The sequence below is a fragment of the Streptomyces odontomachi genome (assembly GCF_024435355.1).
GTDB classification, from domain to species: domain Bacteria; phylum Actinomycetota; class Actinomycetes; order Streptomycetales; family Streptomycetaceae; genus Streptomyces; species Streptomyces odontomachi.
Map to the genome: position 1 here is coordinate 88,622 of NZ_JAMJWG010000024.1, position 17,718 is coordinate 106,339.

Sequence of the window (17,718 nt, forward strand, 5' to 3'; positions counted from 1 at the left end):
CTCAGCGGGAGGGTGCCGGCGCACGGTCCGTTCCGCCGAGTGCGTCGGCGCCGACCGGGCGGGTGCTGACGGTGGTGATCGCGAACAGCCGGCGGATCCAGCCCTCGACCTCCGCCGGGTCGACGGCCGCGACCACGCCGGACAGCGGCAGGTGCTCCGGGCGGAACGAGTGGCTGAGCGGCGTCGCGGCGTTCGGGTCCCGCAGCCGGTGGCTGACGACGATCGGCTCGTCCAGGACACCGTCGGGCACCTGCACGGTGACCCGGGCACCGTCGTACACATGGCCGGGGAAGAGGAACCAGCCGTGGCACAGGTCGGTGCGCGCCGGGCCGATGAACCGGGTGGCCAGGGCCCCCTCGATGTCCGACGCCATGTCGAGGGTGTGCAGGTAGGCGCCGGTGCGCAGCTCGGTGCAGCGCACGATGTTGCCGCCCCCGCAGCGCGCGGCGACCTCCAGGAACACGGGTCCTTCCGCCGACCTGATCGCCTCCAGGTGGAACGTGAGCGTCTCGCCGCCCAGCGCACGGACGCACCCGACGGCCCAGTCGGCCAGGTCGGGTTCGTCGACCTGGAAGGAGCCCAGCGGCTCGCCGTGGTTGAAGTGGAACGTGGTCCCGACGTACTCGGAGGCCTGGACGACGGCCACCTCGCCCTCGAAGAGGAAGCCGTCGATGTGCAGGATCGGGCCCTCGACGTACTCCTCCAGTTCGTGGCGGTCGCGGAACGCGGCGCCCGCCGCGGCCTCCTGGGCCCGCACGAAGTCCACCGCCGCCTCGACCGAGTCCAGCAGCACCACGCCCTGGCTGCCGCGCCCGTCACGCGGTTTGACGATCGTCCTGCCCCGCCAGGGCACCCGGCCCGCGTCGAGGTGGTCGAGGGAGTCCAGCGACAGGTACTTCGGCACCCGGAACCCGGCGGCGTCCAGCGTGTGCTTCATCGCGACCTTGTCGCGGAAGTTGCACGCCACCTCCGGCTGCATGCCGGGGATGCCGAACTCGGCCCGCAGCTCGGCCGCCGGGGTGATCAGCTCCTCGTGCCGGGCGATGACCCGGTCGTAGGGCGGCCGGGCGGCGAGCAGGGGCCGCAGCTGTGCGACGACCGGCTGCGCCGGGTCCCACGGATACGTCTCGCACCGGATGTGCTCGGGGATGTTGGCGAGGTATTCGGGTGCGCCGGCGTAGGTGACCTCGTGCACCGAGTGATCGATGACCTTCTCGTAGCCGAGCCGGTCAAACAGGTTCTGGTGAAGGACCAGTATCCGCACCGGATTTCTCCTTGAGAGTGAAGTGGACGACGGTCCAGGCAGCCACGCCGCACAGGCCCATGAAGACGAAGAGCACCGTGCTGGGGAAGAGGGCCAGCACCAGGCCGCCCACGGCCGGTCCGGTACCGAAACCGAGGTTGCGCAGCGTGGCGGCACCGAAGTAGGTGGCGCGCATGGTGTCGGGCGCCAGCTCGTCGACCACCACGCTGGCCGTGGGCACCACCAGCACCTCGGCCATGCTGATCAGCACGATGAGCGTGACCAGCGCCGCCTTGCCGAACCCGACGAAGAAGAAGAGCAGGCACACCAGCGTGAACAGGGCGTCGCCCAGCAGCAGCGCCCTGCGCTCCCCCACGCGCTTGGCGATGAACGACGCGACGGGTTGCAGGACGATGACCGAGACCGCGTTCACCGTGAGCAGCACGGAGAAGAACCGCACCCCGTCGGTGAACCCGCGGCTGACGATCACGGACAGGTTCGACTCGATCTGGCAGTACGCCAGGGTGAACAGGATCATCGAGAGCGTCAGCCCGCGGAACATCCGGTCGGCGCCGAGCACCTTGATCGCCCCGAGAAAGCTGCGCCGGGTGGCCGGCTCGTCGGACCGCCCGAAGCTGGTCCCCCGGGTGAGCCACCAGAACGAGACCGCGAAGACCAGGAAGCAGCTGCCCGATATGACGAACGCGGCACGGGCGGACGCGATCCCGAGGAACGCGCCCACCGGCGGCCCGACGCCGATGGCGAGGTTGGTCAGCATGTAGCGGTGCCGGAACACCACCGGGCGGCGCTCCTTGGGCAGGCTGTCGGCCATCAGCACCTGGGTGATCGGCCAGAAGAACGCCGACATCACGCCGTAGCAGGTGTTCAGCACGCCGAACAGCACGGGCAGCGCCGGTGACCCCTGGAGGAGCCCCGACACCAGGTAGTAGAGCAGGAAGACCGCGGAGCTGCCGAACAGGCCCACGAGCAGCACCCGGCGCTTGCCCACCCGGTCCGCGAGGACACCGCTGAAGAAGCCCGCGCTGAGCGACCCGATCTGGTTGAGCCCGACGATGATGCCGATGACGTACGCCGGGGCGTCGACGTTCTTGCTCAGGTAGATCGTCATGAACGGTACGCAGAGGAAGGCCACCAGCTTCAGGAAGAAGGTGCCGGCCATGGTGACCGAAACGAGCGGGTTCCGGTACACGACGAAGTCTCCACCGCGCGGCTGCGTCTGCGGCTGGGTCTGGCCCTGTGGTGCACCGTTCATGAACTTCCTCTCCACCCCGGCGCCACGAGCCCCGGCGCTGTCGATCCCGGCGCTGCGAAAGGGCGCCGCAGACCGAGAGCGCCGAGCTGGGCCGGTGACCACCGGCCCGCTTCGACGCTCTCCGACTGCCGCGTGTCGTGTTGTTCAGCGATTGTTCGTTCCGACGTTCCGGTAGAACGGGGCGTCGTGCGGGCCCGTGTAGTCCGGGCGGTACCAGGCCGCCGGGCGCAGCGAGTCGGCGATCGTGTCGGCGACGCCGAGCACCGAGGCGAACAGCGCCATCCGCATCGGGATACCGGCGTCGGTCTGCCGGAAGATCGCCAGCCGGGGGTCCTCGTCGAGGTCCGTCGACAGGTCGTTGGAAGCGGCTCGGCTGTCCCGTGGCAGCGGGTGCATGATCACCGCGTCCTCCCGGCACACCCGGCTGACCAGCGCCTTGTCGATGCGGAAGGCATCGCTGTACGGCAACGGCTGGTCCGCGAAGCGCTCCGTCTGGAGCCGGGTGGCGTACACCAGGTCGGCGTCCTTCAGGCCGGTCTCCGGCTGCTCGCTCACCTGCACCCGGTGCCCCCGGCTCTCGGCCAGCTCCAGCAGTCCGACGGGCATCCCCAGCGGCTCGGGCGCGACGCAGACGATGGTCAGGTTCTCGTAGCGGGTGACCAGTTTCATCAGCGAGTGCACCGTGCGCCCGTGCCGCAGGTCGCCGACCAGGGCGATCCGGCGGCCGTCCAGGGTGCGCCCGGTCCTGCTGAACTCCCGGTGCAGGGTGAACATGTCGAGGAGCGCCTGGGTCGGGTGCTCTCCGGCGCCGTTGCCGCCGTTGATCACGGGGACGTTGGTGGCCGCTGCGAACTCGTGCACGGCACTCTCCAGGGGGTGCCGCATCACGATGAGGTCGCAGTACCCGCTGACCACCCGGCTGGTGTCGGCGAGCGACTCGCCCTTGGCGATGGACATGATCTCCACGCCGGTGCTGCTGATCACGCCGCCGCCCAGCCGCAGGAACGCGGACTCGCAGCTGAGCCTGGTACGGGTGCTGGCCTCGAAGAAGAGGCTGGCCATGACGGCGCCCTCCAGCACCCGGGTCACCTTGCGGCCGCGTGACACCGGCGTCAGCAGGTCCGCCAGTGTGAAGAGCCGCTCCAGCTCGTCCCTGCCGAAGAGGTCGCTGGAGAGGACGTGCCTTCCGGTGAGTGACATGGCGGAATCGACTTCCTTCGGGTACCGGGATGCGGGCAAAAGCGCCGCCAGTGTAAGCGGTCCGGGTGCGACACCCGCCGGTTCCGCCCCGCCGTCGGCAACGCACGGGGCGGATGTGGCACGGGCGGGTCAGCCGGCGGCCAGCGCGACCAACTGGACCGACGAGACGTTGCGTTGCTCGACCTCCTTGAGCGAGGCCACGGCGGTGTCCAGGGACTGGGCTGCCGCGTTGTCCTGGGAACCGCTGATCAGGCTGTCCAGCTCGCCCTGGAGCTCGGCGCAGACGGCGGCCAGGTCGGCCTGCTCGTCGCCGGCACCCGACGGTGCCGCCGCGGTGTCGGTGGACGTGTCGGGGGAGGTGTCCTCGGTACTGCTCATGTGGTCGGTCTCCTTCCTGATGGGGGTGGCTCTTACTGGACCGTGACGCTCCACAGCTCACGGTTGTTCGTGCGGGCCTCGCCGTCGACGACGTACTCGCCGACGATCTTGCGTCGGCCGTGCGCGAAGCGGTGGTTGTCGAGCAGCAGCAGATCGCCGCTCTCCATCGGGAAGCAGGCGAAGAACCGGTCGTCGTCGCTGTTGTCCAGCAGGTAGTGCAGGGACGTCCGGTACGCGTCGAACTCCGGGATCTGGTCCCTGATCCCCTCGATCTTGTCGCGCAGGTCCTGCTTGAGCCGGACGCCGACGTCGTACGGTCCCGTGGCGTCGTCCAGCGGGTAGAGCAGCGGCTGGCTGCTGAGCTCCTCGCGGACGTTGTTCGCCTGGAACGTGATCGGCGTGCCCGACAGCCTGGCGAAGTGGTCCTGGAACACCTGGCCGTCCCGCTCGGCGAGCCGGGTGAAGAGGTCGTTCCAGCTGAGCACCACGGACTCGCCGCGCTCACCGGCCGGCGCGTCCCGCCAGCCCGGCTCGACCATCAGCATCGCGAAGCACTCGGGGCGCGGGGCGCGCCAGGAGCGCGCCGTGTGCGGCCGCAGCCCCCCGGCGACGTAGTGCACCGACTGCGCGCCGGTGACCTTCTTCTTGTACTTGACCCGGTTGATCTGCGGGTGCGGGTCGGTCTTCTCCAGGGCGCTCAGCGAGGAGTAGTTCGTCAGCGGCTCCCCGAACCGACCGAGGAAGGCGAGATACCGGTCCGGGTCGAGCGGGAAGCCGCGTACCAGGCAGATCCGGTTCTTCTCCATGGTCACGCGCGCCTCGGCCGCGACTTGTTCGACCGGCTTGCCGCCGGCGTCGATGTGTTCGTCCTGGATGACCCGGCCCAGTTGGCTGTCCACGTGCATCATCCGTCGCCTCCTTGGCGTGTGAGGGTGAGTGTGTTGGGGCGCGGTTGGGGGGCGCCGAAGGCGCCATCAAGGGGCGCGGAGCTGTGTCGATTTGCGGCTCCGCCGCGCGGGCGCGACCAGCCACGACGAACCGTCAGCTCGTCACCGGCCAGACCCCCGCAGTCGCGTTAGGCGGCGGCAGCCGCCCCCGCCGCCCGCCGCTGGAAGTCCCGCGCCTCCTCAAGCCGCCCCGCCCGCGCCAGCAACGACGCATGCGTAAGGAGTGTCAACCGATCCGCCCCCGCCCTTTCGGCCTGCGGCCGAAGAAGCACCAGCGCCTCCGCCGTCCGCCCCCGCCCGGCAAGGAAGTTGGCGAACTCGATCCGCACATCGAGTTGGCCTTCGTTGGCCGCCAGGCTCTGCCGGTAGAAGACCTCCGCCAGCTCCGGGTCGCCGTTCCGCTGGGCGGTCAGCCGGGCGAGCTTGCCGAGCGTGTAGGGGTGGTTGGGGCGGACGGCCAGCGCGCGCAGCATCAGCTGGCGGGTCCGGTCGGTGTCGTTCTCGTGCTGCCATACGTGGAGCGCGTAGTTGCACAGGGTGCGCGGGTGCGCGGGGTCCAGGCGCAGGGCCTCCCGGAAACGCCCGCCGGCGTACTCCGGGTCCTGCTTCTTGTGCTCGGCGAACAGGGCGAAGTTGCTGTGCACCCGGGCGTACCGGGTGTCGGCGGGGACGGGGCGGCCCGCCGCCCTCTTCTTGTCGTCCGGCGCCCAGTGGATCTTCTCGGTCCACAGCGAGAGCAGCCGCAGGTCGTTGGCGTCCTGCGGGTAGCGTTCCTGGATCTCGGCCAGGGCGATCGGGTCGGGCCGTCCGGCGAGGTAGCCGAAGCGCCGCATCGTGTCCCACTCGGAGAGGGTGATCAGCTCCTTGAGCTCCTCCGAGTAGTCCGGCCGGATCGTGGTCGCGTTGATCCGGCTCCCCTCGGCGAGCACCGACCGGTCGAACTTCTCACCGGCGAGTTCCAGGAAGCGGGCGAAGTCCTCCTGGAGGTTCTCCTGCCTGCCGACGAAGTCGACCTCCTCGTCCGGGGCGCCCACGTACGAGGTGTAGATGTTGCCCAGGGCACCCGGGAGCGTGGTCACCGCGCGGCGCACGAAGGTCTCGAAGTCGTCGCTCTCGCAGTGCTCGTCCAACGGGTACTGCGGTCGCCAGCCCTTCTCCATCCGGTAGGACCAGTACGAGCGGTACCACTCCAGCGGGTCGCGTACGAAGGCGCCGATCACGCCGTACCGGGAACGGTCGAAGTCGGCGAGCAGGTCGTGCTCGCGCATCGCCGGGTCCCCCACCTCCGTGAAGGCGAGGCCGAGTTCCTTGACCTTGCGGCGGATCCAGGTGCTGCCCGTCTTGGGGGTCAGCAGCAGAAGGGCGTTACTGCCGGTCAGGTGAAGTGCCATGGTGCGCTCCAGAATTCGGCGTATCGACCGCCTTGCGACGGGCGGCGCGTGGTGAGTCGAAAAGCTTCATCGTGGTGTCCGGTGGTGTGGCCTGCGCATGCTCGCCCGGCACCGCCGGAGTCGCCGGAGTCGGCGGCTCAGCGGTCTGCCCCAGCCAGCGGTCCAGGTAGCCGGCCAGCAGCGCGTCCAGTGCGGCGCGGTTGCCGGTGCTCACCACCTCGTGGCCCTCGTCGGGGAAGAGGGCGAGGGTGGCGTCGCGGTCGGCCTGGGCCAGGGCCATGAACATCCGGGTCGCCATCTCGGCCGGCACCCGGCTGTCATGGGCGCCGTGCGCGAGCAGCACGGGGCACCGGAAGCCCTCCGGGTGGTTCACCGGCGAGGCCGCCGCGAGGGCCGCCCGCTCCTCGGGCACGGCGGGGTTGCCGACCCTGCGGTGCAGCATCGGGGTCGCCGTCCGCCAGAAGGCCGGCGGCTCCTGGAGGAACCGCACGAGATCGGTCAGCGGCGACGTCGCCACGACGCAGGCCAGCTTGCGCCGGGTGGTCGCGGCCATCTGGAGCACCGCGTACCCGCCGTAGCTGCCGCCCAGCAGGGCGATCCGGTCCGGGTCGGCGTGGCCTTCGGCCACCGCCCAGTCCAGGGCGTCCTCCAGGTCGTCCTGCATGGCGGCGCCCCACTGCCGGTCCGCTGCGTTGATCCAGGCGGAGCCGAAGCCGGTGGAGCCTCGGAAGTTGGGCTCGATCACGGTGTGGCCGTGCGCCGCCAGCCAGGCCCGCCGCTCGGCGTACTGCCAGCGGCTGCGCCGCCAGGGCCCGCCGTGCACCAGCAGCACGGCCGGGCCCGCCCCGCCCGCGCGCCACGCCCGGGTTCCCCGGGTGACGTAGGTGACGGCGTGGCCGCCGTCCCGGAGCGGCACCCGGGCCGGCCGGCACTCCACGGGCAGCGGTCGCTGTCCGGGGCGCGCCCGGCTGAGCGGCCAGGTCTCGCCGCGCTCCGCGTCGTGGACCGCGTAGTGCACGTCGCGCTCCGGGCGGTGCGCGGCGACCAGCCAGCTGCCGGCCCGGCGCTCCAGCACCGCGGGTTCGGTGCCGAGCGCCCGGCGCAGCCGGTCGACCGCGTCCGCGCCCTGCTCGTTCAGCGGGACGCAGCTCAGCCGGGCCCGCTCGACGTGCAGGAGGTCGGGGGCGCCGGTGGCCTCGTCGAACAGGATGTCCGCGTAGTCCCCGCCGCCCTCGATCAGGTGCAGCGGTCGTGGCGCGCCCGCCGGCTCCCCCGCACGGCAGTCGAGCTCGGCGAGCTGGACGCCGTCCGGGCCGGCCGACAGCACCATGTACAGCGTGGCCGGGTCGGCGCCGAAGCGCAGGAACCGCGTGGTGAGCGCCTGCCCGTGCGGGATGTCCAGGTAGCGGTCGCCGGTCTGCCGGCCTGGCGGCGGGACGTGCCGCAGCTCACGCGAGCCGTCCTCCCGCACGGTCTCGGTCAGCCTGGGGTGCAGGGCGCGGTCGAAGTACACGGCCGCGTGTGCGGAGTCCCGCAGCACCGCGGTCGCCTCGCCGGTGTGCAGCGAGATCCGCAAGTAGTCGCGGTGGGCCGGGTCCTGGCCGGCGACGCCGACCACGACGTCGTCGGGCCGCCGGTCGGAGAGTTGGACGATGCGCATCCGGGTCGTCGAGGCGTCGCCGAGCCGGAGCCATTCGCCGGAGGCGACCCGGACCAGGAAGAGGGCCCGGCTCTCGGTCCCGTCGGCGTCCGCCTCGGCCAGACCGAGGCCGGGCAGGTGGGTCCAGGTGAAGGCGCGACATCGGGCCGCGTCGACGTGCGCACGACGCACCTCGCGCCGCTGGGCCAGGTCGTACAGCACGAGCCGGGGGGCCGCCGCACCGCTGCTCAGCCAGCTGGCGAACCGGCCGTCGGCGCTGAGCGTCGGCGGCCCGTTGACCTCCTGCGGCGCTGTCACGGTTGTGCCAGGGGCCGGCCGCCGGCCGCCGCGTGGACCCGGGCGACGCAGGCCACGATGGTGTCGACGTCGGGCTCGGGCGGCACGCTGATCCGTACGCCCTGCGGCCAGTCGGCGGGGTAGTTCCTGAGGTCGTGCACGAGCCGGGTGCGGTAGCCGGCCTCGTGCAGCTCAGCGACGATCTCGGCCGCGTGCGGGCTCTCCAGGCAGAGGTAGTTGGCGTCCGAGGGCCAGACCCGCAGCCCGTCGATCTTCTCCAGGCCCGCCACCAGGTTCTGCCGGCATGTGATCGTCCGGTCGATGCTGTCGCGCACGGCGTCGGGGCCGGCCAGCAGCCGTAGCGCGGTCTGCTGGGCCACGCCGGCGACGCTGTTCGGCATCAGGAAGAACGGGAAGTCCTCCCGGGCGAACGCCTGGGAGACGGCGAACCCGATACGCAGGTTCGCCAGCCCCCAGGCCTTGGAGAACGTCCGCATCACCACGAGGTTCGGGAACGTGGACGCCAGGCGCAGCGCCGTGTCGGGCGCGAAGTCGGCGTACACCTCGTCGAGCACCACCAGGCCACGGGCACGCTCCAGGAGCGCGGCGATGTCCCGCACGTCGAACTGGTAGCCGAGCGGATTGCGCGGCGAGCACAGCACGATGATCGCCTCGGGCCGGTCCAGGTACGGGTCGAGCGCGGTGAGCAGCTCGCCGGGTTCGCGTACCGGCACCTCCTGGTAGTTCCAGCCCTGTTGCCGGGAGACGGTCGCGGTGAGGTGGAAGTTGGGGGTGACGTCGACGACCAGGCCCTGGTAGGCGCAGCGCAGCAGGATGTCGATGAGCTGGGTGGCTCCTGCGCCGACGCGCACGAACTCCGCGGGCACGTCGAAGTACGCGGACACGGCGGCGGCGACGTCGCGGCTCCAGACGTCGGCCCTGGTGGTGATGTCCGTGGCCGCGGTGGCCGCTCTCATCAGGTCGGCCTGCTCACGGGCGTCCAGGAAGTGGTTGCCGGTCCACGTCAGATTCAGAGTCATCAGAGTCTTCCGCCTAGGTACGGGGGTGGAGGGGCTGGATGGTGGGCCCGCAGCCGGCGCCGCCACGGGTCGGCTCGGAACCGGCACCGCCACGGGTCGGGCCCGCAGCCGGCACCGCGGCGGGTCGGCTCAGAGCTGGAACCGCCGCTTCTTCCCGCCCGGCGGGGTGATGCGCGCACACTCCTGGAGCTCGATCTCCTCGCCGGGCAGCAGGTCGGACATCCGCCGGCGCAGCGTGCTCGCCAGGGCCGCGGGCTCGGCGCAGGACGCCTCCGCCGACCAGCGCAGCAGGGTGCGCCGCCGGTCGTTCAGGACGAACTGGAAGTCGGCGAGTCCGGGGAGGTGGCCGATGGCCCGCAGCACGTCGTCGGCGGGCAGCTTTCCGGTGCGGAAGCAGACCGTCTCCGGTTCCCGGCCGCGCAGCCGCAGCAGCCGCTGCGAGCCGTCCGCCGCGGTCGCCAGCTCCGCGAGGTCGCCGGTGCGGTACCGGGCGAAGACGGTGCTGCGGTTCACCAGGTTGGTGAGCACCAGCTCGCCCCGCCCTGACGGTCCGGTCCGGCCGGCGTCGTCAAGCACTTCGAGCCGCACGTTCTCGGCCAGGACGCGGTACGTCGTCTCGTCGGGGGCGGTCGCCGCGATCAGGCCGCCTTCGGTCGAGGCGAGTGCGTCCACCACGGGTGCGCCGAAGTAGCCGGTGAGCCGGTTGCGGTCGTCGGGGTGCAGCGGCTCCCCGCTGACCAGGAGCAGCCGCGGTCGCCAGGGCGCCTGGTCCGCTCCCTGGCTGAGGAGCGCCGCCCGCAGGTCGAGCAGGTACGTCGGCTTGCCGTACAGGACGGGTGCCCGGAACTTGTGCAGGAGCGCGAGGGTGGCCTGCGGTGACTCGGGGAGTTGCAGGCGCAGGTAGAGCCCGTCGTTCAAGGAGGGCAGAGGGCGGACGAAGCTGGGCCGGCCCGGTTTGTTGCTGACGAAGAGGACGGCGGGCCGGCCGCGCCGGAAGGCGTCGTCGGGCAGCCCCGCCAGGTCCCGGATCTGCGCGAAGAAGTGGTAGTTGACGGCGTACCAGGCGGCCGCGTCCAGGGTGACCTCGAGCGGCTGCCCCGTGGTGCCGCTGGAGGACAGCCGGTGGACGGGACCGGAGGTGTCACGCGACCGGAACCGGTCACCGTCCGCCTGGTGGTCGGCACGGCTCACGAGCGGCAGCTCGGCTGCCGGGTCCAGGGCGCGGTAGAAGGCGACGGTGCGACGTATGTGTGCCACGAATTCCGCGTGTGCGCCGGAAGGGGAGACGCTGCGGCGGCTCTCCTCCCAGGCCTGCTGCACACGGCGGACTTCCTCTATCGAGTTCGCGATGACATCGTCCGAGTCAATGACCATGAACCCTGCCTTCTTGAGGGGCTGACAGGTGGCTGCATGCGGCACGTGGCGTGAAAGGCGAATGGGCGGCCGGGGCGGAAAGGCGACGACCGGGACGTCTCGATGGACCGCGCACATCGAGGAGAGGAGCCGCAGGCCGCGTATTGGGCGCACTTCTTCCGTCGGCAAGAGCGTGACATCTTCATGTCGCGGTGTCAAACATCAGGGAAAGCAGACGATTTCGACCCTCGGCGACCCTCAGCAATTCCGAGAAACGCCCAAAGGGCCTTGCCCAGCGCATTGAAATCGCTGAACAAAGCCTTGGGGGAGTCTTCTCTTGCCTTACCGAAAACGGGTTATCCGGTCGCCAGGGCAGCCAGCTCCTCGACGTCGTACTCGGCACGGGAATGGCTTCCGTACCGGGTCAGCTTGCCGCGGCTCGCCCATTTGCGGACGGTCGCCTCGGAGACGCCCACGGCCTGGGCCGCCAGTCTGGTGGGCAGGGTCCGGCGGGCTGGAGCGGTCTCCGGTGCGTCGCGGGTGAGGGTGTGGCGCAGCGCCAGCCACTGCCGGGCCGGCCAGGTGTGGCCGGCGCCGCAGCGCACGTCACCGGTCGGTGCACCGTCCGTGCCGGCGCCCACGTCCGCGTCCGCCACCGAGGCCTCCACGGTGCTCCCGCAGCCGGTGCGCGGACAGGGTCCGAGCGTGACGTGGCCTGCGGGGTGCCGCTGGACGACGCGCCGGGCCCGGGTGATCAGGGCGCGCATCTCCTCCGCCAGTTCGGCCGCCGCCGGATGGACGACCAGCAGGTCCAGGTGGCGGAGGAGGAACATGGCCAGCGGCCCGACCGCGCGCTCCGGCGCCGGGCCCGGCAGCAGCCGGGTGAGCGTCCCCGCCCAGGAGGCGAGCACCCCGGTCATCAGCGCACGGACCGCGGAGGCCTCCTCGTCGAACACGGGCCCGAGCCGCCGGGTGCCGCTGACGCGTTCCCCGCGCGGGGTGGTCGCCGGCTCCAGCAGGTAGCCGATCTCGCGGTGCAGCCGGGGCAGTTCCGTGAGGGTCGCGGCAAGGTCGGCGCGACACCTCCGGCACAGTTTCGGGGAGCGGGTGTGCCACGTCGTCGGTGTGGCGCGTTGGGGACCGGTGGTGCACTTCGGCGCAGGGCAAGAACTGTCGCCTAAAGCGTGGGACATGGTTTCCTCAGGCGCGGAGTCGGTGGTCGGGGGAAGCGGGAAAGCGGTGCTGCGATTAATCCCAACCCCAGCTGAAGGAAGTGGCCCGGCGGTGTGGCTCCGCCATACCGAGCCCAAACGGATCCGACCGTTCCGTCACAGTGGTGATCAGCAGCGTCTCGATCTCCGCCGTGGGACCGACGAACGGAATCGGGAAGCGCATAGACATGGAGATCCTCTTCATGAGTATGGCTGGTGTTCCTGGAACCGTGATTCAGGACTCACGGAGGCAGGGGGCTCCGTATGATTTCTCGTTACCTGAAATCCACCCGCACGCCGCATCTCTACGGTGACACACCGTCTGGCGCCATCTCCACCCGTTCCGCTGGCCTCAAGGTGCCCCGGCATCAAGGTGCCATTCAGGCCTGGTCGGCCTTCGCGGTCACCGGCAGATGCGTCACCCGGACCGTGGCATCGCAGAGCCCGACGGTCCGCGGATCGGTGGACGTCACCAGATCGGCCTGCATCCGGCGTCCCCCGATCGCTCTGCGCACCGCCGCCAGCACCCCCTCGCCCGCGGCCACCACGGACGAACCTGCGACGTAGAGCACGCCACGATGCCCGTTGCCCCGGGATCCAGGCGCGTAGACATGCTGCAACAGACAGTCCGGGGTGCCGGACAGCTCTCGCGCGATGTCGTGGATGTCCAGCGGGTCCCGCTCGGGGACGGCAAGCCGGATGTGGATCGCGTACATGGCAGCACATGGTGGCACGGCGAGATCCGGTACGTCGGCCGTCCCAAGGCCGCTAACTGCCATGGCACCAGACGGCCACGGCAGGCGCGGGGCGCCCGTAGGGGTGCGGGGAACTGCGCGTCCAGCCACGACGCGACCCTGCGGGTCGTCACCTGCCCGAAGGGGCTGTTCCTGTCGTGACCGGACCTCCCCCACTCTCGGCTTCGCTCGAGCGGGAGGTACCCCCATGCCGGTGGATGGTTGCTCGCGCCCGCGCGGCGGAGCCGCATATCGACACAGCCCCGCGCCCCTCAACCGGCGCCTTCGGCGCCGTTACATCCAGCCGGCCCGTGCCGCGAGCACCCCGGCCTCGAAGCGGCTGCGGGCGCCCAGCCGTCCCATGAGTTCGGCCATCATCCGCCGCACCGTGCGCAGCGAGACGCCGAGCCGCCGGGCGGCGACCTCGTCCGTGCTGCCCAGCTCCAGCAGCCTCAGCAGTTCCAGCTCTTGCGCCGTCGGCTCGTCGGGGGCCGACGGCCGCGCCCCGTCCAGGGGGTGGCCCCGCTGCCAGGTCATCTCGAAGAGGTGCACCAGGGCGGCCAGTACGCCGGGGGCGTGCAGCACGACGGCGCCGGCGCGACTGTCCTTGGGGTCGGCGGGCAGCACCGCCACCGAACGGTCCACGACGAGCATGCGCACCGGAAGCGAGGGGATGGTGCGTATCTCGCCTCCGAGGCCGGCTAACCAGCGGGCGTACTCGGTGCTGGCCCGGTCGTTGCGGACGCTGTCGAGGTAGAGCGTCCGGATGCGGACGCCCGACGCCAGGCTCTTCTCGTCCAGCGGCCGGCTGGCCTCCATGGCCTCCTGGCTCTGCGCGCCGCCCGGTGCGAACGACAGCAGTTCCTCGCGTGCCTGCACGGCCAGTTCGGACAGCCGGGCCCGTACCGAGGCGAGGTCGTCGAGTTGCTCCAGGCCGAGGTTGCCCCACTGCCCGCGGTGCGCGGAGTAGGCCGCCACGAGTTCGGCGGCCTCCGCGCGAGCCCCCGCGAGCTGGGCCTGCTGGGTGCAGATCTCCCTCTCACGCTGGTTCAGCAGCGCGGTCAGACCGACCTCCGGGCTGAGCGCGACGGGCGTCGCCGTGTAGTCGGACGGATAGAAGAGCATGGACAGCTCCGCCAACTCGTCCAGACAGTCGTGCACATCGGATTCGGTCATGTGCAGTTGGTGCGCGATCTCGGCGGTGCCCCAGCCGGGGCGGGTCACCACCGTGCGATAGATGTCCAGCAGACGGCCCCGCTGCCCCAGCAGAGCCGCCAGCAGACCCGGCTCCTGTCCACCCATGTCGCCGTGCGCCGCGCCCATAGCCCCCAGCCCTCTCGCCGGTCCAACCGGTGAAGATCAAGATCACGCAGCTCCTCATCGGATGGTAGACAAGGAATGTAATGTTCCGGCCAAAAGGCGTGATGAGCGGTGATCGGCGGCAGGTGATCGGTGGCATCGGAGGCCGCCGCGAGGCGGTCAAGCGCCCGGCGGCACCCCGTCCACCAACTCCACCGGACCGGTCCCCGACGTCAGCGCCGCCAGGGACTCCTTCAGCTGGCCCCACCCCGCGTCGGTGAGCAGTTCCTCGGCCTCTCCCGGCGGACACATCCGCCACTCGGCCAGCTCGTCCTCGTCCAGCCGGATGCGCGCCAGCCGGTGGTCCGCCAGCCGTCCGCCGTCGAAGACGTGCACCACACGCGGCCGGTCGTCCGGGCGCGTCACCCAGTCCACGCTCAGCAGCCGCCCCGGCGTGCAGTCCAGCCCGAGCTCCTCCGCCGTCTCCCGGACGGCCGCCGCACGCGGGCTCTCCGACCCGGTCTCGACGGTGCCGCCGGGCAGCCCCCAGGGGCGCTCCCCCACCGGCTGGAGCCGCACCAGCAGCACCCGGCCACGGCTGTCGGTGAAGAGCATCCGGGCCTTGACCAGGGCCGTCGGCCGCTCACCCGCCCGGGGAAGCGCTTCCGAAACGGCCGGGTCGAGGGTCGCCGCGGCCGGCTCGGCCGCACGACGGCTGGGGGTACTCCCCCACTGCTCTCCACGGGCGTGGGAGGTGCCCCCACCCACGCCCTTCAGGCGGTGGGGGAACATGCCGGGCCGGCGCCGGTGCACGGTCAGGTAGTACAGCCCCCGTTCGCCCGCGGTCAGCGCGCGTCGCGCACCGTGCGGAAGCCACAGCAGGGTGCCCTCGGTGAGGCGCTGGGGACCGTCGACGGTGGCGAGGGTGCCGTCGCCACCGAGGACCAGCAGCATGACGTCGAGGAGGGGTTCGGCGTGCGGGTCCACGCCCCGACCAGGGGGCAGGTGGACGACGTTGGCATCGAGCTGCCGCCCGGACTCGGCCAGCTTCCACAGGGCGCCGGCGGATCCTTCGTCGGTGCTCTCGACCAGCTCCCGTACGTCCGCCAGCACCCGCGGGACCGCATCCTCCGGCCCACCGCCCCCCGGCCCGCCGTCCTTCCGCACACCGCCGGGCACGAGGCCCCCGGCTCCGGCTCCTTCGGTCATCGCCCCTCCTTTACGGCCGGTTCAGACCAAGGGCCATTATGACGGGAGAGGCGGTCAGGGACGACCAGAAACAGTCAAGTAGCGTCACAACGGCAACGATCAACACGTACCGAACGCAGACGGGACAGAAGAGGGTGAATACGGACGATGAACGGGACCACGGCAGCCGTAGCCGGTGCGGTGATCTTCGTATGGCTGGGGATGGTGCTGGCGATCTCCTTCCTGGAGGCACCGCTGAAGTTCCGCGCACCGGGCGTCACCGTCCCCGTCGGGCTGGGCATCGGCCGGCTCGTCTTCCGCGCGCTCAACATCTGTGAGGCCGCCTTCGCCGTCGCCGTGCTCGGGCTCGTCGCGGCCGGCGGCCCGAGCACGGCCGTCGTCGTGCTCACCGCACTGTCCGCCGCCCTGCTCGCCGCCCAACTGGGCGTGGTCCGCCCCGGCCTCAACCGGCGCTCCGACCGCGTCCTGGCCGGCGAGGAGCTACCGCGCTCCCGGGCGCACCTGTACTACATCGCGCTGGAGGTCGCCAAGGTCGCGGCGCTCATCGCACTCGGCGTGATCGTGCTGGGCGCCGCGGCGGGCTGACGTCGGGGGGACGGCGAGCGGACGTCACTCGCCCTTCGGCACCGACGCCGGCTCGCCGCCGAACCAGGTGCGGTACGCCTTCGCGTACTGCCCGTTGCCGCCCGCGTCCGCCAGCGCCGCGTCGATCTGCTTGAGCAGGGCGGTGTTGTCCTTGCGCACGGCGAAGCGGGCCTGGAAGCGGTCGCCGAACTCGCCGCTGGCCGTCATGCCCCAGTCGGGGTGCTCGGCGACGATGTTCATGGCCCGGGCGTTGCTGGTGACCACGGCGTCCATCTGGTTCATGCGCAACTGCCCGTAGAACTCCTCCGGCATGCGGCTCCGGGTGACCTTGATCTTCTTGCTGTGCGTGCTGTTGTACGTGTCGAGGGCGTCCGGCTGACCGGTGTCGTTCTCCGAGGCGCCCACCCGCTTGCCGGCGAGCGCGTCGAGCGAGGTGTAGTGAGCGCCCTGCTTCGAGAGGATGGCCTGGTCCTTGGTGAAGTACGACACGCTGAAGGACATCTCGGGGAACGAGGCGGGGCTGTCGGGTGCCACACCGCCGACGATGTCGCACACGCCCTGCTTCAGCGCCGTGCCGTCGATCATGTGCATCTCGTCGTTGTAGCCGCTGATGACGGGCACCGCGCCGATCCGTTCGCCCACCAGGGTGAGCAGGTCGACGTCGAACCCCTTCTCGTGGGTGGTTCCGCCCGCGGCCGACCCGGTGCTGTCGGTCCCCTCGAAGAAGGGCGCTCCCGCCGGGCCCTGGCAGACCGTGAGCCTGCCCTTGATCTTCAGCCCCGCGTCCGTGCCGGCCGGCATCTTCGCCATCGGCTTGGCCGGCGCGTGGGTCGGCGAGGCCGACGGGGACCCGGATGCGGCTGTTCCGCCTTTCCCCCCGTCGTTCGACTGATCGCTCCCCCCGCCGTCGGAGCCGCTTCCGCACGCCGCCGTCAGCAGCAGGGCCAGCGCTGCCAGGCCGCCGCCCACGATCTTCCGGTTCCCGGTCATCGGGCTCATCCCCCGCCCTCTCGCTCTCGATTGACGCGTGCCGCGGTCCCGCCGCGCTCATGCGCGCAACGGCGGCACGGACCGGGTCAGCGTGCACGATGAGCCCCCACCGGGCGCCAGCGGGTTTCCCGCACGCGAAAAACCGCAGGCCACGGTGCGGCGGGGGACGCCGGCTGCATAGCCGGCGAGGTACACGTGGAACCAGACACGACCGGCAGAACTCGATGGAAGCGTGTCGCGTCCCGCTGTGCTCACGCAGGCGAGGGCGGCACGGACCGGAGCAGCATGCAGACGGGTCCGCACGGCACGCCAGCAGGTTTCCGCCTCGGGAAAAGACGCCGGCCGCGGTGCGACTCGTGGGTGCGGTGCGCGCCGCCGGAGCGAGCGTCACGCCCGCCCGGGCTCGAGTGCCTCGGTGAGCCTGCGTGCCGTCGTGAGGTTGCAGCGGCCCAGGTCGAGCAGGGGACGCGGGTGGGATTCCGCGTAGGTGAGGGGGTCCACCGCGAGGGACGGCAGCACGATTCCGGCACCGTTCGGTGCCGCGGAGGGGTCACACCGGCTTCTGGACGCGGGCGGCGGTCAACGTCTCGTAGTGCCCGCACAGCGCCCGCAGCTCGCGGGCGAGACTCCGGGCGTGTCGGGTGGCCGAGACGAGACCGGGGCCCGGCCCTGCGGCCAGACATGCGCGGGCGTTCTGGACGGCGACCAGTGCGGACGCGTCGGGCTGCGCCCGAGCCGCGGCCTCCAGGGCGGGGATCAGGTCGTGGAGGTGCGTCCGCAGGCCACTGGCCGCCTCGGCGAGGTCGTCGAAGCGTGGGAGGGGCCCGTCGGCGGTCAGCAACTCGTTCGCGGCGATGCGCATGCGCGCGATGTCCCGCGTGGTGATGGTCACGTCGATCACGCTACGGAGCGGAGTGACTACATCACAG

The 17,718-nt window shown here is 71.3% G+C and carries 17 protein-coding genes and 1 pseudogene; 1 reads left to right on the plus strand and 17 read right to left on the minus strand.

Annotation, left to right across the window (positions count from 1 at the left end; genetic code table 11):
- Position 1: 1 nt before the first annotated feature.
- The 14 genes and pseudogenes from NQO67_RS35845 to NQO67_RS35910 all read right to left on the minus strand — a co-directional run.
- Positions 2–1,264 carry an ATP-grasp domain-containing protein gene (locus NQO67_RS35845; protein WP_255954626.1) on the minus strand — a complete coding sequence of 421 codons (1,263 nt, stop codon included), beginning with the start codon at positions 1,262–1,264 and terminating at the stop codon, positions 2–4.
- A complete protein-coding gene (locus tag NQO67_RS35850; protein WP_255954627.1) occupies positions 1,230–2,516 on the minus strand; it encodes an MFS transporter in 1,287 nt (428 codons plus the stop codon). Before NQO67_RS35850 ends, NQO67_RS35845 begins: the two co-directional genes overlap by 35 nt.
- A 144-nt stretch (positions 2,517–2,660) precedes the next feature.
- Entirely contained in the window at positions 2,661–3,716 is a 1,056-nt protein-coding gene (pyrB, locus tag NQO67_RS35855; RefSeq protein WP_255954628.1) for an aspartate carbamoyltransferase, read from the minus strand.
- A 129-nt stretch (positions 3,717–3,845) separates the two neighbouring features.
- Positions 3,846–4,094 (minus strand): hypothetical protein, encoded by a 249-nt coding sequence (locus tag NQO67_RS35860; RefSeq protein WP_255954629.1) that lies wholly within the window; start codon positions 4,092–4,094, stop codon positions 3,846–3,848.
- Positions 4,095–4,126: 32 nt separating this feature from the next.
- Positions 4,127–5,002: a TauD/TfdA family dioxygenase gene (locus tag NQO67_RS35865; RefSeq protein WP_255954630.1), complete on the minus strand. Its 876-nt coding sequence runs from the start codon at positions 5,000–5,002 to the stop codon at positions 4,127–4,129.
- Between the two features lie 167 nt (positions 5,003–5,169).
- Positions 5,170–6,432 carry a tetratricopeptide repeat protein gene (locus tag NQO67_RS35870; protein ID WP_255954631.1) on the minus strand — a complete coding sequence of 421 codons (1,263 nt, stop codon included), beginning with the start codon at positions 6,430–6,432 and terminating at the stop codon, positions 5,170–5,172.
- Positions 6,407–8,389 carry an alpha/beta hydrolase family protein gene (locus NQO67_RS35875; RefSeq protein WP_255954632.1) on the minus strand — a complete coding sequence of 661 codons (1,983 nt, stop codon included), beginning with the start codon at positions 8,387–8,389 and terminating at the stop codon, positions 6,407–6,409. The genes NQO67_RS35870 and NQO67_RS35875 overlap by 26 nt, the downstream gene beginning before the upstream one ends.
- Positions 8,386–9,408 (minus strand): pyridoxal phosphate-dependent aminotransferase, encoded by a 1,023-nt coding sequence (locus NQO67_RS35880; protein WP_255954633.1) that lies wholly within the window; start codon positions 9,406–9,408, stop codon positions 8,386–8,388. The genes NQO67_RS35875 and NQO67_RS35880 overlap by 4 nt, the downstream gene beginning before the upstream one ends.
- A 129-nt stretch (positions 9,409–9,537) precedes the next feature.
- Complete coding sequence (locus tag NQO67_RS35885; protein ID WP_255954634.1) at positions 9,538–10,782, minus strand: AMP-binding protein; 1,245 nt, start codon at positions 10,780–10,782, stop codon at positions 9,538–9,540.
- Between the two features lie 335 nt (positions 10,783–11,117).
- Positions 11,118–11,954: a MerR family transcriptional regulator gene (locus tag NQO67_RS35890; RefSeq protein ID WP_255954635.1), complete on the minus strand. Its 837-nt coding sequence runs from the start codon at positions 11,952–11,954 to the stop codon at positions 11,118–11,120.
- Between the two features lie 398 nt (positions 11,955–12,352).
- Positions 12,353–12,688 (minus strand): hypothetical protein, encoded by a 336-nt coding sequence (locus NQO67_RS35895; RefSeq protein ID WP_255954636.1) that lies wholly within the window; start codon positions 12,686–12,688, stop codon positions 12,353–12,355.
- 312 nt (positions 12,689–13,000) lie between these two features.
- A complete protein-coding gene (locus NQO67_RS35900; RefSeq protein WP_255954637.1) occupies positions 13,001–14,029 on the minus strand; it encodes a LuxR C-terminal-related transcriptional regulator in 1,029 nt (342 codons plus the stop codon).
- Between the two features lie 156 nt (positions 14,030–14,185).
- Entirely contained in the window at positions 14,186–14,797 is a 612-nt protein-coding gene (locus NQO67_RS35905) for an NUDIX domain-containing protein (protein WP_308295729.1), read from the minus strand.
- Positions 14,795–15,172, minus strand: a pseudogene (locus tag NQO67_RS35910) (hypothetical protein); the annotation flags it as partial. The pseudogene NQO67_RS35910 and the gene NQO67_RS35905, both read right to left, overlap by 3 nt.
- Before the next feature lie 189 nt (positions 15,173–15,361).
- Between NQO67_RS35910 and NQO67_RS35915 the strand changes: the two are divergent.
- The gene (locus tag NQO67_RS35915; RefSeq protein ID WP_255954638.1) at positions 15,362–15,799 is read left to right on the plus strand and encodes a hypothetical protein; all 438 of its coding nucleotides are present in this window, start codon (positions 15,362–15,364) and stop codon (positions 15,797–15,799) included.
- Between the two features lie 24 nt (positions 15,800–15,823).
- On the opposite strand, the gene NQO67_RS35920 is transcribed toward NQO67_RS35915, so the two are convergent.
- From NQO67_RS35920 to NQO67_RS35930, 3 genes are all read right to left on the minus strand, one after another.
- A complete protein-coding gene (locus tag NQO67_RS35920) occupies positions 15,824–16,789 on the minus strand; it encodes a substrate-binding periplasmic protein (RefSeq protein ID WP_255954639.1) in 966 nt (321 codons plus the stop codon).
- A 387-nt stretch (positions 16,790–17,176) separates the two neighbouring features.
- A complete protein-coding gene (locus NQO67_RS35925; protein ID WP_255954640.1) occupies positions 17,177–17,308 on the minus strand; it encodes a hypothetical protein in 132 nt (43 codons plus the stop codon).
- 31 nt (positions 17,309–17,339) lie between these two features.
- Positions 17,340–17,681 (minus strand): DUF6415 family natural product biosynthesis protein, encoded by a 342-nt coding sequence (locus NQO67_RS35930; RefSeq protein ID WP_255954641.1) that lies wholly within the window; start codon positions 17,679–17,681, stop codon positions 17,340–17,342.
- Between the last annotated feature and the right edge of the window lie 37 nt (positions 17,682–17,718).